At 41.6% G+C, this 13,538-nt stretch carries 15 protein-coding genes; 5 read left to right on the forward strand and 10 right to left on the reverse strand.

Annotation, left to right across the window (positions count from 1 at the left end):
- Position 1 precedes the first annotated feature (1 nt).
- Complete coding sequence (locus AC0KVP_RS03165; RefSeq protein ID WP_473338922.1) at positions 2–850, forward strand: symmetrical bis(5'-nucleosyl)-tetraphosphatase; 849 nt, start codon at positions 2–4, stop codon at positions 848–850.
- A gap of 43 nt (positions 851–893) precedes the next feature.
- Here the strand turns inward: AC0KVP_RS03165 and AC0KVP_RS03170 are convergent, their stop codons facing one another.
- The 5 genes from AC0KVP_RS03170 to hflX form a co-directional block, all read right to left on the reverse strand.
- On the reverse strand, positions 894–1,343 hold the full coding sequence (locus AC0KVP_RS03170; RefSeq protein WP_004695101.1) for a DUF2147 domain-containing protein: 450 nt from the start codon (positions 1,341–1,343) through the stop codon (positions 894–896).
- 279 nt (positions 1,344–1,622) lie between these two features.
- A complete protein-coding gene (locus AC0KVP_RS03175) occupies positions 1,623–2,066 on the reverse strand; it encodes a DUF2147 domain-containing protein (protein ID WP_058870235.1) in 444 nt (147 codons plus the stop codon).
- 87 nt (positions 2,067–2,153) lie between these two features.
- The gene (locus tag AC0KVP_RS03180) at positions 2,154–2,828 is read right to left on the reverse strand and encodes an LrgB family protein (RefSeq protein WP_004695104.1); all 675 of its coding nucleotides are present in this window, start codon (positions 2,826–2,828) and stop codon (positions 2,154–2,156) included.
- Between the two features lie 10 nt (positions 2,829–2,838).
- Entirely contained in the window at positions 2,839–3,210 is a 372-nt protein-coding gene (locus AC0KVP_RS03185) for a hypothetical protein (protein ID WP_333653657.1), read from the reverse strand.
- Between the two features lie 43 nt (positions 3,211–3,253).
- The gene (gene hflX / locus AC0KVP_RS03190) at positions 3,254–4,585 is read right to left on the reverse strand and encodes a ribosome rescue GTPase HflX (RefSeq protein ID WP_473340396.1); all 1,332 of its coding nucleotides are present in this window, start codon (positions 4,583–4,585) and stop codon (positions 3,254–3,256) included.
- A 387-nt stretch (positions 4,586–4,972) separates the two neighbouring features.
- Between hflX and AC0KVP_RS03195 the strand changes: the two genes are divergently transcribed.
- On the forward strand, positions 4,973–5,797 hold the full coding sequence (locus tag AC0KVP_RS03195) for a lysophospholipid acyltransferase family protein (protein ID WP_473340398.1): 825 nt from the start codon (positions 4,973–4,975) through the stop codon (positions 5,795–5,797).
- A 4-nt stretch (positions 5,798–5,801) separates the two neighbouring features.
- Here AC0KVP_RS03195 and AC0KVP_RS03200 read toward each other — a convergent pair whose 3' ends face one another.
- Positions 5,802–7,343 carry a phospholipase D family protein gene (locus AC0KVP_RS03200; protein ID WP_473340401.1) on the reverse strand — a complete coding sequence of 514 codons (1,542 nt, stop codon included), beginning with the start codon at positions 7,341–7,343 and terminating at the stop codon, positions 5,802–5,804.
- Between the two features lie 188 nt (positions 7,344–7,531).
- Between AC0KVP_RS03200 and AC0KVP_RS03205 the strand changes: the two genes are divergently transcribed.
- Positions 7,532–8,542: a metallophosphoesterase gene (locus tag AC0KVP_RS03205; protein WP_473338929.1), complete on the forward strand. Its 1,011-nt coding sequence runs from the start codon at positions 7,532–7,534 to the stop codon at positions 8,540–8,542.
- 7 nt (positions 8,543–8,549) lie between these two features.
- Here the strand turns inward: AC0KVP_RS03205 and AC0KVP_RS03210 are convergent, their stop codons facing one another.
- From AC0KVP_RS03210 to trhA, 3 genes are all read right to left on the reverse strand, one after another.
- Positions 8,550–8,972 (reverse strand): hypothetical protein, encoded by a 423-nt coding sequence (locus tag AC0KVP_RS03210; RefSeq protein ID WP_201702540.1) that lies wholly within the window; start codon positions 8,970–8,972, stop codon positions 8,550–8,552.
- Positions 8,973–9,114: 142 nt separating this feature from the next.
- A complete protein-coding gene (locus AC0KVP_RS03215; protein WP_005400235.1) occupies positions 9,115–10,428 on the reverse strand; it encodes an MFS transporter in 1,314 nt (437 codons plus the stop codon).
- A 143-nt stretch (positions 10,429–10,571) separates the two neighbouring features.
- The gene (gene trhA, locus AC0KVP_RS03220) at positions 10,572–11,213 is read right to left on the reverse strand and encodes a PAQR family membrane homeostasis protein TrhA (RefSeq protein ID WP_473338934.1); all 642 of its coding nucleotides are present in this window, start codon (positions 11,211–11,213) and stop codon (positions 10,572–10,574) included.
- Between the two features lie 106 nt (positions 11,214–11,319).
- On the opposite strand from trhA, the gene AC0KVP_RS03225 reads away from it, so the two are divergent.
- Both AC0KVP_RS03225 and AC0KVP_RS03230 read left to right on the forward strand, forming a co-directional pair.
- A complete protein-coding gene (locus tag AC0KVP_RS03225) occupies positions 11,320–12,534 on the forward strand; it encodes a class I SAM-dependent methyltransferase (RefSeq protein ID WP_473338936.1) in 1,215 nt (404 codons plus the stop codon).
- A gap of 59 nt (positions 12,535–12,593) precedes the next feature.
- Entirely contained in the window at positions 12,594–13,028 is a 435-nt protein-coding gene (locus AC0KVP_RS03230; RefSeq protein ID WP_473338938.1) for a GNAT family N-acetyltransferase, read from the forward strand.
- Positions 13,029–13,060: 32 nt separating this feature from the next.
- Here the strand turns inward: AC0KVP_RS03230 and AC0KVP_RS03235 are convergent, their stop codons facing one another.
- Positions 13,061–13,402: a hypothetical protein gene (locus AC0KVP_RS03235; RefSeq protein WP_094148221.1), complete on the reverse strand. Its 342-nt coding sequence runs from the start codon at positions 13,400–13,402 to the stop codon at positions 13,061–13,063.
- Positions 13,403–13,538: the final 136 nt, after the last annotated feature.

The raw sequence follows: 13,538 nt of genomic DNA on the forward strand, positions 1-13,538 counted from the left end.
GGTGACAGGTGCAGAGATTCGATACAATTATGTCATTGGTGATGTGCAGGGTTGTTTTGAAGCACTAAAAGCCTTGTTAAAGACCATACAGTTTGATCCTGACCAAGATTTTATTTGGTTTGCAGGGGATTTGGTTGCCCGTGGTGAAAACTCATTGGGTGCTTTACGCTTTATTAAAAAATTAGTAGAGCGTAATGCGGCTGCAACAGTTTTAGGCAATCATGATTTAACTTTGCTTGCGGCTGCACGTGGCATTAAAGCAATTAAAGACAAAGATAACATTCGTGATGTGATTGATGCGATTGATAGTGATGATTTGATTGATTGGCTACGTAAACAACCCTTGTGTGTGTTTCCAAACGCAAAGACGGTTCTGACGCATGCGGGCATTCCAACCAATTGGACAGCAGAACAAACTGCTGCTTTAGCCGCAGAAGTTGAGGCGGTCATTGCAGCGGATGATTTTGATGTTGTCGATGCCTTTTTAAAAGAAATGTATGGCAAAGAGCCTACCTTATGGTCGGATGAACTAACGGGACACGCGCGTTTACGTTGTATCGTAAATTATTTGACCCGTATGCGTTTAACCGATAGTGCTGGGCGTTTGGAGTTTAGTTTTAAAGATTCACTCAGCGACCCGATGCCTGAAGGCTTCAAACCATGGTTTGAATTTGCTTCACAAGCAGCGCAAACCCATAAAGTTGTGTTTGGTCACTGGGCTGCTTTACAAGGTAAAACCATTTCGGACTCGATTCAAAATGTAGATGGCGGTTGTGTTTGGGGGCATCAATTAATGGCTTACCGTTTAGAAGATGGGACCTTATTTGCAGTTGATAATCCAGTTCAATAGCACATGCATTAAAAAAGCCACGAAGTTCGTGGCTTTTTTATTCTTAGTCGATTCTTAACCAGGTTTGGTTACGACCTAAAGCAGAAACACCGATGTATGCACGTAGAGAAAGACGCTTTCCTGTGGCATTCAGTTTCATTTTCGCATCATAAAGTTTGCCAGACAGTGGATCAATCACACGACCTTTTTCATAGTTATTGGTGCCGTCGACATGCTTTAAGCCTTTAATAATGTCCATACCCAAAATTGGTTTGTTGGTATATGGCGTAGGGCAATTCACACAAGTTTCTTTTGGCGTATAACCTGGGCGTGGTGTAATTTTTACAATTTTTCCAGTGTAAGTATTATTTGATTCTTTACGAATTTCGATGATGGCTTTTGGTGAGCCTGACTTATCATCAATTTGTTGCCATGTCCCTGTTAAGTCCTGTGCAAATGCTCCCCCGCAAAGCATGGACAATGTTAATCCCGCGATAAAAAACTTACTTTTCATATAAGGTTCTCTATAGTTTCACAAAAAGATATCCAAGACACAGAAAAATAAACAGTTTGCACAAGGCAAACTGTTTTGTGTTTAGATATGAGTTAGGCAGTTGCCTTTAAAAATTGAAAAATCATACACGCTGAGCTGAAACTCTTTTATTCATTGAATTTGAAACCATCAGACTAAGTTTGGTGCAATGTATGAATGACTCAGTGGTGGTCTACAAAATCTAAAATGAATCTATTAAATGATTGCGTAGACCAAGCCTGTTTAGTAATAGAACTCAGATTATTCTCGAATCCACGTTTGACTACGACCTAGAGCAGATATGCCTACGTAGCCTCGCAAGGTTAAGCGTTTGCCATTCGAACTGAGTTTTGCTTTACAGCTATAAATATTACCAGACAGTGGATCAATGATTTTTCCACCCGTGTAATTGGTATCACCGCTGTGTTTCAAACCTTTCATCACATCCATGCCTAAAATAGGCTTATTGGTATACGGCGCAGGGCAATTAATACACGTTTCTTTTGGTGTGTAACCCGGACGAGGCGTCACTTTAACGATCTTAGCGGTATATGTCCCATTTGATTCTTGGCGAATCTCAAGGATGGCTTTTGACGACCCAGTTTTGTCATCAATATTTTTCCAAGTGCCGCTAATATCTTCAGCGAAAGCTGTACTACCTATAACGGTTGTAGCGAATGCGATTGCAAGTGTCAATTTGCTCATGAACAAAATCCTTTTATCATTTAATCAACGACAAACTCATCTTAAGTCGATTTTTTAAACAATACAATTGTTTATGTGAGGAACATATCACATTTTTTGCAAGTATAGAATAAACAACGGTAACCAGATTGCTGTAAATACCGCATTGACAGCCATTCCAAAGGCTGCATAACGTCCAGCAATACTTCCCCGTTGCCATGCTTGAGCTGTACCGATGGCATGAGCTGCAAGACCTAGCGCTAAGCCCGATGCTCGTTCATCATTAATGTGTTTGAGGATCAGTGGTGAAAATGCAGCACCAATCACACCAGATAAAATCACGATTAAAATAGCCAGACTCACAGGGGCTTGCAGCAGTGTTGCAATGTTAATTGCGATAGGCGTTGTGACTGCGCGTGTAGCAAATGCCATAATGGTAGGATCGGACAAATGTAGTAGATAAGCCAGTCCCATCGGCAGTCCGACCGCACTGATACTGGCAAAGACCAAGATACCCACCACGGCTTTGAGGGGGAGGTCGTCATAGCGCATTGCAGCCAATGGAATAGCCAAAGCGACTGTGACATAACCGAGCAGATGGTTAAACACTGGATTTACCTGTGCCATATATTGCTCATATGGAATGTTTAACAACAACAGCAGGGCAATCACAAAGCACATGCCAAAAACAATCACGGGAATTTGTGGCAGTTTTTTGTTGAGTGGCTTTGCCAGTAAATAGGCAACGAGGGTTAGGAAAAAACCGAAAATAATGGGAATCATGTGCACACTCCTAAAGCCATTTCTTAGACATTTTTGCGTAAACCCACAGAGGAATTAGTGTGCTGACAAATAGCACCACTAAAAACATTGGGATTTCACTGCCTAAATGCGTCATCATCAGCAGGGAGCCTGCACTGATAGGTAGAAAAGCAAAGGCACTTTCTTTCATGATTTTATTGTTGGTATCGACCAAACGTACTGGAATTTTATAAAATTTTCTCCAACCCAAAAGGACGATTAATAAACTAATCAGTCCAATTAAATTGCCCAGTTCAGGATGTCCAAAACGTCCAGTGATCCATACAGCCGTTTCACGAAAGATGATGATCAGGGCAACCGTGCCTATCCATGCTTTCCAATCAACAGTTTTTATCCATTCCATTTTGTTCTGTCATTAACATTTTACTTATCACGTTTTAACCGATTTAGTTTTTGATTTCAAATTCTTCGAGTTCACGATGAAATTGTTTTGCTTTCAAACCTAAAATTTCATCAATCGGTAAATGTGCTTGTTTAATCAATTGTTCAAGTTTATGTGGTGCAATATACACTTGTAGGTGGAGGTTGCCTTCATCATCATAATTTTCAGATTGAATCACATTTAGGGCGTACAGTTGATTACGCAATTTGCCATAAGCAGGTTTGAGTAAGACGTCAAAGTTTTGAATTTGGCCCATCAAGCACTCTTGTACCGCTTGGCGTAGTAGATCAAATCCTTCGCCTGTATGTGCTGAGACATAGACACGTTCAGGTACATTTGGTTCAGCGTAAATGATTTTGGCTTGTTCACCACTTTGATCGATCTTGTTATACACCCGTAGAATCGGAATATCTGCGCCAATTTCTTTGAGCACTTTTTCAACGGCTTCAATTTGTTCCATATGGTCTGGACTGCTCGAGTCAATCACATGCAACAGCAAGCTGGCCTCTAATGTTTCCTCTAGCGTCGCTTTAAACGATTCCACTAAAGCATGCGCAAGATTACGCACAAAACCAACCGTGTCGGCTAAGACCAACGGGCCAATACCATCCCATTCCAAACGTCTTAAGGTTGGATCTAAGGTTGCAAATAACTGATCTGCGGCATAAACATCAGATTTGGCTAGAGTGTTAAACAGGGTTGATTTACCCGCATTGGTATAACCAACCAAAGAAACGGTTGGAATTGCAGCTTTTTGACGTGCAGCACGCCCTTGGATACGGGTCTGACGGACTTTTTCTAATTTATCTTTAAGTTGTCCAACACGGACACGGAGTAAACGACGGTCAGTTTCGAGTTGCGTTTCACCTGGACCACGGAGTCCAATCCCGCCTTTTTGGCTATCGAGGCTAATGCCTGTACCGACTAATCGAGAAGACAAGTGATCCAATTGAGCCAATTCGACTTGAAGTTTCCCTTCATGGGTACGGGCACGTTGTGCAAAGATATCTAGAATAAGGCGTGTACGGTCAATGACGCGGCAGTTGATAATGCGACTCAGATTACGTTCCTGACTGGGTGTCAGGGCATGGTCAATAATCACCAGCGTGGCTTCAAGTTCCTCAACACGAGCAGCAATTTCTTCTGCTTTGCCTGAACCAATGAAATATTTAGCATCGGGTTTGAATCTTTGAGCGTGAACATGCTCCAGAATTTCTGCACCTGCCGACTTAGCAAGCAAACGAAATTCTTCTGCATCAAGGTCTTCCAGAATATGGATGGCAACACTGACTAAAATGGTTTTTTCGCCACCTTGCTTCTGCTCAAAATATTCCACTAAATTCGATCTCACATTGAAAACTCTAGTGTAGATGAATTTGCTGAGATTGAGCGAAATAGTTATGCCGTTGCCTTACATTGAGCGAAATAAGTGAACCAAAAGCAGTAAGGTACCAAAGTATAAAATACTGAGCCCTATAATAAATTTCAGTGCCTGAATAGGATTTAACGGCGGAGCTGGAGGGTTCATTTGATCGTTCATGTACACACCATGTTTTAGTATTTCGATTGATTTATTTTAATTAATTTATTTAAACGATTAAAATTGAAAATAATCATCTGGTCCTTCGGTTTTTATGATCAATGCAAGTTACTTAAGATCAGTATAGAATGAGCCGAAATCAATGATTAAATGTTGAATGAAGCTGTGCCAAGTGAACCGTCTATGCAATCGAATACTGAAATAAAAACAACATCAATAAAAGGTGTCTCTAAGCTTTTTCTGTATGGCAAAAAGCTGGCTTCGGGGCTTGGCGCCGTGTCCGAAGGGTTTTATTTGGTCTATCGACATGGCTTGTATAAAGACATTAACAATCCACAAAATACCCGTTACGTGCAGTATTTTTGCCGTCGACTGTGCAAAGTTTTTAACATTGATGTGCATGTCCACGGGGATATTCCACGTAAGCCTGCACTTTGGGTCAGCAATCATATTTCATGGTTAGATGTCGCGGTTTTAGGCTCAGGCGCACGAGTTTTCTTTTTGGCCAAGGCTGAAATTGAAAAATGGCCTGTGTTTGGCAAGCTGGCAAAAAGTGGTGGAACCATGTTTATTCAACGTGGTTCAGGCGATTCCATCAAAATTCGAGAGCAAATTACGGCGTTTTTAAAACAAGATATTCCTGTGTTGTTTTTCCCGGAAGCGACCACGACCGATGGTTCTAAAGTGAAAAAGGTTCATGGACGTATATTAGGTGCTGCGATTGAGGCCCAACGTGATGTGCAAATTTGTTTGATTTGCTATGTGAATCAACAAGGCGGACTTGACCAAGTCTCTCCGTTTATCGGTAACATTAGTTTTGCCGAGCATGTTAAAAAAGTACTAGAGATGCCACAAGTCACGGCACATTTAGTTGCGCTCCCAGCCATTTGTACCACAGGACATACGGTTGATAGTTTAACGGCACTGGTCCAACAAAAAATGGTGCAAGGTTTGGCTGATTTACATCATAAAGTTTTGAAGTCTCAACTAAACATGGAACAAGCTTGAAGGCTTACATAAAGCCTTCAATCGGTAGCCAAGAAACGACTTTGAGACCAGCACGTTTGAACCAATTCATTTTTGGTTCAGTGGTATAGGTTTTGGTAGAACCATCTGCTTGTTTGATTTGCCAGTTAATGTTTTTGTTTGCATCTAGGACCAGCTTATAGGCATATTTGCTGAGATTTTGGTCCATGGTGTAGTGTACTGCTTTGGCCAGCGGTGGACTGTTCAGTAAAACCCCAATTTCTGTATTTAAGTTGGCAGAGCGGGGATCAAAATTAAATGAACCAATAAAAACCTGTTTTTCATCAATGGCCATGAGTTTGGCATGTAGACTCGAGCGGCTTAATCCTTTGATGCTGACTTTGGCTTTTTTCGAAATTTCTTCATTGTTTTCATTTAAGGCTTCGGCCGCAGGTGTAGCTAAAAACTCATAGAGTTGGACACCACTTTCCAGCAAGTCTTCACGATATTTTCCATAGAAAGCATGTACCAATGGTACATCATTGGCTATAAATGAGTTGGTCAGTACACGGACTTGAATGTCACTCTGTGCTAAGTTCGCCAACTGTTTTTTGCCTTTACGTTCAGGTACAAAATAGGCTGAAATAATGTCGATGCTTTCCATGGGTTTTTCTAAATGGGTTTGCAACTGGAAGTTTAAATGTTCTTCTTTTTTTGCCCGTGATTTGGTTTTGCTTGGCGAGTCTTTCACCACTTCAGCTTTGACCCAATCGAATTGGATACTATCATTCAGCCAGTGTTCAAAGGCCTGCGAACGATTGGCCAGATCCAAATAATTTTGTACAGTCACTTCCTGATAGTGCTGCTCTAACTGGGTTTTTAAACCCTCATAACGCAAGCTGTAATGGTTGGCGTTGACAATTTGACGCACTGGAAAGGCATAGTCGTCATTCCAGTATTCATCGAAGGAGTGCACAATTTCATCTGAGGCAGAGCCGACTAACATGACATCAACATCAGAAAATTGATAACTGTCGCTAACGTTATAATATTGATTGCTCATGTTACGCCCACCAATCAACGAAATTTGATTATCTGCAATGAAGCTTTTGTTGTGCATCCGGCGGTTGATGCGTTTTAGATTTAAGACCATATCCATCGCGCGGTAGTGACGGAAGAGGTAGGGGTTATACAGTTTGATGTCGATATTGGCGTGTTGATCGAGCGCCAAATAAATGCCTTCCATTTTCTTGGCATTGTTATCATCGATTAGTAATCGAACCTTCACCCCGCGATCAGCGGCTTTCAAAATAGAATAAAGCGCTAAAGAACCAATACGATCGTTGTCCCAAATATAGTATTGTAGATCTAAGGTCTTTTCTGCCTTATCAATGAGATGGATACGCGCGGCCAATGCTTCGAGAGGATTATAGAGAACATGGAAACCTGTAAGGCCTGGATTTTGTTCACGTAAAGGCAGAACGATTTTGCCTAAACTGGTTTGATCTGTTTGCAAATCAAAGGCATAGACGGGCGTCTGTGGGATCTGTTTGGGTAAGGTGTTACACGCTGGGACAGTCAAAACCATACAGCTCAGCAACAACAGTTTGGCACCTTGCTGAGTCGAAGATGAGCGGAATAAAGTTTGTTTCGCTAAGCCGTGAGGTTTTTCCATCGTCATAAAGTCTATAAATTTGGTTTGAGTATAATTCTGAGCTGTGAAAAGATAAACAGAAGATTATGTGTTCTTGATGAACAATTTGTGAGTAAAAGTCTATGATGAATATACACTCCGTCGTGTTCTATTTTTATATTGCGATGGCCTTGCTTGCGGGGTGGGCGGTGTATCAGGCATGGATCAGTCAAACCAATACAGAGACGATTCATCCGTTTAAGGCCTTTGTGCATTTGTTGGCTTTTTATCTCTCTTATTTACTTATTCCTTTATTTTTCTTTAGCTTGTATGCAGGTTTTCAGGGCTATTATTCATGGCATGAAGCTATTTTTGTGTTTTTGGTCAGTGGTGTGCTGTGTTATGCACGTTTCATTGAACCGCATTTTGTACATGTCAAAACCACTCAATATCAAATCCAAGAAGATTATAAATTACTCAAACCCGTTCGTATTGCCTTAATTGCGGATTTACATATTGGCCTATTTTCAGGGCATGAGCGACAACTGAAAACTATCGTCAAACGACTGAATGAACAAAAACCTGATTTGGTGGTGGTTGCAGGGGACTGGACTTATGAACCTGAAAATACACTGGCAGAAGAATTAGAGGTGTTGCAAGAAATTAATGCCCCAGTCTATTCGGTCAATGGTAATCATGATGAGCAATATCCAGGTCCGCCGATTCAAAATTTGTTAAGACATGCTTTGAAGGTGAATAATGTGATTGATATTGAAGGTCAGATTGTTGAATTTGAAGAGTTTCGTCTGATTGGAGTTGGGGATTTGTGGGCAGGCAAGGCGGATATGCGTTTTATGCCGCATTTACCGCAAGACAAACCGTGGGTCATCCTATCACACAATCCAGACACGATCGATATGGTCCCTGCTTTACCTAGTCGTCCTTTAATGCTTTCAGGTCATACGCATGGTGGTCAAGTTGAGCTGCCATGGCTCACAGACTATATAATGAAAAAAGTGTCTATATTAGGACACAAAAAAGGCTTATACCGACATGAACATGCGGATGTGTTTGTTACGGTTGGAACAGGCATGGTGGGTGTGCCGTTTCGTTTTCGCGTACCACCGACTATCGATATTATTGAACTGATTTAAGTTGGGTTTAGAACCAATAAAAAATAAAGCTTAAAACCAAAATGACCACAGCCAAGACGATCCAAAGGTTGTGGTTTTTTGTATGGAGCTCTTGTAGGTCTTGTATTGCATCGAGGTTATTCACTGCTGTGCTATGCGGGCTTTGTGGCTGTTGTTGTGTAAAGCTCCGTCCTTCAGACACAAGGGAGCTGTGGTGTCTTAATTCAGCGGTTGATATGCGTTGTTGTTGATGTCGTTTATGGCGATACATGCTTTTTAGCGCAGCATCATGCCGCTTCGTGAGTTCAGTCACGATCTCTTGTGCATCATCGTATTGAAAAGCGGTATGTGTGGCGATGTATTGAATGGCTTGAATAATTTTATTTTCTTCAACTAATACGATGACATCAAGGAGTTGTTCATTAGTGAGTTGTTGTATTTTTTCATCCATTTTTCGGTCCTATTCATCTGTATCTCTCTCTATTTTTGAAGTAAAACGACAGATTTTAAATATGGTTTTTGTAGCGTTTGTTAATGCATTGGTATAAAAAAACCAGCATCATTGTGCTGGTTTTTAGACATCAAATTCAGGGTTAAATTTGATTGTTTACATCATCATTTTTGGTTTCACGGATCATTAAGAACGCACATAAAGACAGAAGCGATGCCGCCGTGAGGTAGTAACCCACTGCATGTAAACCATAGGTGGTTGCAAGCTTGGTGGCAATGAGAGGTGCAAATGATGCCCCAAAGATCCCCGCAAGGTTAAAGGTTAGTGCTGAACCTGTATAACGAACGGATATTGGAAAAATTTCAGAGAGCACGGTGCCAATTGGTCCATAGGTTAAACCCATGATGGATAAGCCAATACATAGGAACAAGAACACAATAAGGGTACTGCCTGATTCCAACATGCTTGAGAATACTAAACCAAATAACGCCGCAGCAATACAGACTGCAATAGACGTGGTTTTACGACCAAATTTTTCAGCAAAAACCGCAGACAAGGGGATGAATGCAGCAAAGCACAGGGTTGCGACCAGTTGAAGTTGTAAGAACTGTTCGCGGGTGTAACCCAGCTGTTTGGTACCCCATTGTAAAGCAAAGACCGTCGTGAGGTAGAACACCACAAAGGTGCAGATGGCTGCAATGGTACCTAAAATTAACATGCCCCAGTGCTTGGTGATCACTTCTTTAAATGGAATGTTAACTTCTTTTTGCTTGTCTAAAACTTTCTGGAACGCAGGAGTTTCATGGAGTTGTAAACGAATCCAGAGACCTACAATTACCAGTAACGCACTAGAGATAAAAGGAATACGCCAGCCCCAAGTCATAAACGCTTCTTCAGTCATAAAATGACCCAGCGTTAAGAATGAACCAGTTGCCAAGATAAAGCCAATCGGCGCGCCCAGTTGGGGGAACATACCATACCAAGCACGCTTACCTTCAGGTGCATTTTCTGTGGCAAGCAATACCGCACCCGACCATTCACCACCTAAGCCGAGACCTTGACCTAAACGACACAGCGCAAGCAGTAATGGTGCGGCAATTCCAATTTGCGCATAGGTGGGTAATAAGCCGATACACACGGTTGAAAGTCCCATGGTCAGCAAAGCTGCAACCAAGGTCGCCTTTCGGCCGATACGATCACCTAAATGTCCAAAGAGTGCAGCGCCAATCGGGCGTGCAATAAAGGCAATCGCGAAGGTCGCCAAAGACTGAATGGTTGCGGTCATTGGATCGGTACTTGCTGGAAAGAACAGGTACGGAAAAATAATGACAGCCGCAGTGGCATAAATATAAAAATCGAAGAATTCGATAGTTGTACCTACCAGACTGGCTGTAAGTACGCGGAATTTTGAGTTTACAGGCTGCTGTTCAGCAACAGCAGTATTTAATGACGCCATGGTAGACCTTACACTTAAAAAATAGTCGAACTGAGTTTTAAAAGCGTCATCTTTTTAAAAAAGGCGTAATTTTTTAAAAAAATACGAATGTTCCTCGGGCAGACTACGGAATTAGGGTTGCTAAAAAAGGTAGTGTGCGCGGGTTATATCACGTAAAGATAGATGGACAAGAAATGTGATCCTGCACCAATCAATACAAAAATATGCCAGATAGCGTGCGTATATCTTACCTTTTTTAGCGCATAAAACAATGCACCGATGGTATAGGAAAGTCCACCAATGATTAAAAAAGTCAAAGCTGGTTTAGATAAAAAGCGTTGCATATCATCCATTACCAGTACAGCCAGCCAACCCATAAGCAGATAAGCAATCAGTGAAATTTTTTCAAAGCGATGAATGAAAACTAACTTGAATAGTGTACCAATGAGTGCAATCACCCAAAGTGCAATGAGCAGGTAATGGGCTTTTTGTGTGGGCAGTGCGATAGACAAAAATGGGGTGTAGGTGCCTGCAATCAGATAATAAATGGCAGTGTGATCTAATTTTTTATACCAGCCACGACGCTCTGGAGATTCGGCAAAATGATATAAGCTTGATGCGGCGAACAATAAAAATAGGCTCAAAGCATAGACCCACAGCCCGATCCACTGCGCTGTTTCTAAGTAAGACCCTTTGATAATCAATAAAATACCGGCTATGAGTGCAAGCGCAGCACCAATAGCATGGCTAATAAAATTGATTCTTTCTTCAGCTGGATCGTAGTTTACAACAGGGTGAGCGCTCATAAGTCGTGTGCATTTTTATAAAATATACAACTGTATCGTAATTCAAATTTGCATTTAGCGTAAGACGCTTTAAAATTTAATCGCAATTCTTTTTTTGGTTTCTATTATGACCGTTTCGGTATCGTCCTCTGCACAAGAGCAGCAATTCCTTCAAGCCTTCCAGCAAGCGCTTGAATCTCAAAGTTTTGATCGGATGATTCTGAGTCAATATCAGGGTGAACTGGAGCAACTCGAGAAGATGACTTTTCGAGTCGTCATGTTACAAGGGCAGCCTGTATTGAGCTGTTTATATCGCCATAAAACCCAAGATGTCACCAAAAATTATTCATTAGACATAGCACTTGAAACGGTAACTGCACTTTTGGCGCAGTGTAAACAAGCCAATCTGCTGACAACTGAACAAGAGTTGCAACTGAAGAAGAACAAGAAGAAAGCCATACTGACGCAAAGTAAAAATAAGACGGTAACCAAAGCTGTTGAGCAGCAAGGTCATGATCGTGTCAAACAGCGTTTTGTGGATCAAGACAGTTATTTCTTACAGCCACTTGGTATTACCGATGCAAAAGCGCACATCATTCCCAGTATGGCGCGTAAGTGGAAGCAGATTAATAAGTTTGTCGAAATTTTCTCAGGGGCACTAAGTCATATTCAGCTGCCTGAACAACTGCGCGTGGTCGACTTTGGTTCAGGAAAGGGCTACTTAACCTTTGCTTTGTATGATTATTTGCTGAAGCAAGATTTGAACCCTTTTGTGACTGGGGTTGAGCTAAACAGCAAAATGGTGGAATTTTGTCAGGAAGTTGCGAACAAGTCGGATTTTCAGCAACTTGATTTTTTTCAGGGTGATGTTCGGACGTACCAACCTGAACGCCTCGATGTGATAATTGCGCTGCATGCATGTGATGTCGCGACTGACTTTGCGATTCATACCGGCATTCGTTTAAATGCCGAAATGATCATGTGCGCGCCGTGTTGTCATAAAGAATTACGCCCGCAACTGAAAGCTCCGCTCGTGTTGCAACCCATGTTGCAGTTTGGCATTCATGCAGGACAGCAAGCTGAAATGCTGACGGATACTATTCGTGCCTTATTACTCAAAGCCTATGGCTATGAAACCAAAGTGTTTGAGTTTGTAGCACTTGAGCATACCAGCAAGAATAAAATGATTTTGGCAACCAAGCGTAAGGATTATCAAGCGCCCGATGTTGCTGTCTTGGCACAAATTCAAGCCTTGAAAGAGATGTATGGTATTCAAAAGCATTCACTGGAATTGCTGTTGAATGATCAATGGGATCAGCAAGATGTAGGCTGCAAATGCTGATCTGAACATCATTTTTTAGTGTAATGACCAATACAAAAATGATTTATAGGGAAATAAAAATGCCAAGCTTGAAAATTATCCATGGAACATGGGATGGGCTGCAACAGGCTGCGAAAATGATTCGTGAGCAGGTCTTTATTCAAGAGCAAAACATTGCTGCTGAAGATGAATGGGATGAGCAAGATGAAATCTCAGTTCATTTTGTGGTCTATGAGCAAGATCAAGCCATCGCCACCGCACGACTTTTGCAAAATCATAGTATTGGTCGTGTTGCAGTTTTGAAGTCTCATCGTGGTTTGGGCGTAGGCAAAGTCCTGATGCAGGCGGTGATAGCATATGCCCAACAGCAACAGCGTCCATTTGTAGTCTTATCCTCTCAAGTGCATGCACAAGCGTTTTATCAGGCTTTGGGCTTTATGCAAGAGGGCGAGGAGTATTTGGATTGTGGTATTCCGCATATCCATATGCGTTTATCATCCATAAAAAAGCCCTGATCTTTCAGGGCTTTTTTATTAGTCACAGCATATTAGTGACCATGTTCAGATGACATTTTCGCATGTTCATCGGCACTCATGTCGTGCTCATCAGCGGTTGCATGTTCTGTGGTATCTTCAGAAGCTGCTTGAGCTCTTGCTTCGCGCGCATCTTTATCCGCTTGTGCTTTGGCCATGGCTTCTTCAGACATTGCAGGCGCGTTTTTAAAAGCATGTTGCTGAGAGTTTTGCTGCGTTTGCTGACTTGGCATATAGTCAGGCTCATTGGTGATCGCAAGGTAGAAGATACCTAAGAAAATTCCACTTAAAATGAAAGCAATAATCAGTGCTTTCCAACCCCATGGTGATTTTTCAGGAGAAGTATTGTCAGTCATGTGCAACAGCCCAATTGAATAAAAATAAATCTAAAACTATGTAACTTTATAACACAAAAAACTGCGTCGGGCTTGAAAAGAATGCACTAAAATAAGTCAAAATTAGATGCTGAATCAGCAGGTTAATTTTGTTGTG

Source organism: Acinetobacter sp. DL27 (assembly GCF_055810995.1).

Excerpts from the sequence above, each read along its gene's own strand:
- AC0KVP_RS03170 (WP_004695101.1), bottom strand. The coding sequence starts at position 1,343 with ATGAAAAGTAAGTTTTTTATCGCGGGATTAACATTGTCCATGCTTTGC.
- AC0KVP_RS03175 (WP_058870235.1), bottom strand. The coding sequence starts at position 2,066 with ATGAGCAAATTGACACTTGCAATCGCATTCGCTACAACCGTTATAGGT.
- AC0KVP_RS03180 (WP_004695104.1), bottom strand. The coding sequence starts at position 2,828 with ATGATTCCCATTATTTTCGGTTTTTTCCTAACCCTCGTTGCCTATTTA.
- AC0KVP_RS03185 (WP_333653657.1), bottom strand. The coding sequence starts at position 3,210 with ATGGAATGGATAAAAACTGTTGATTGGAAAGCATGGATAGGCACGGTT.
- AC0KVP_RS03195 (WP_473340398.1), top strand. The coding sequence starts at position 4,973 with ATGCAATCGAATACTGAAATAAAAACAACATCAATAAAAGGTGTCTCT.
- AC0KVP_RS03200 (WP_473340401.1), bottom strand. The coding sequence starts at position 7,343 with ATGGTTTTGACTGTCCCAGCGTGTAACACCTTACCCAAACAGATCCCA.
- AC0KVP_RS03205 (WP_473338929.1), top strand. The coding sequence starts at position 7,532 with ATGATGAATATACACTCCGTCGTGTTCTATTTTTATATTGCGATGGCC.
- AC0KVP_RS03210 (WP_201702540.1), bottom strand. The coding sequence starts at position 8,972 with ATGGATGAAAAAATACAACAACTCACTAATGAACAACTCCTTGATGTC.
- AC0KVP_RS03215 (WP_005400235.1), bottom strand. The coding sequence starts at position 10,428 with ATGGCGTCATTAAATACTGCTGTTGCTGAACAGCAGCCTGTAAACTCA.
- trhA (WP_473338934.1), bottom strand. The coding sequence starts at position 11,213 with ATGAGCGCTCACCCTGTTGTAAACTACGATCCAGCTGAAGAAAGAATC.
- AC0KVP_RS03225 (WP_473338936.1), top strand. The coding sequence starts at position 11,320 with ATGACCGTTTCGGTATCGTCCTCTGCACAAGAGCAGCAATTCCTTCAA.
- AC0KVP_RS03230 (WP_473338938.1), top strand. The coding sequence starts at position 12,594 with ATGCCAAGCTTGAAAATTATCCATGGAACATGGGATGGGCTGCAACAG.
- AC0KVP_RS03235 (WP_094148221.1), bottom strand. The coding sequence starts at position 13,402 with ATGACTGACAATACTTCTCCTGAAAAATCACCATGGGGTTGGAAAGCA.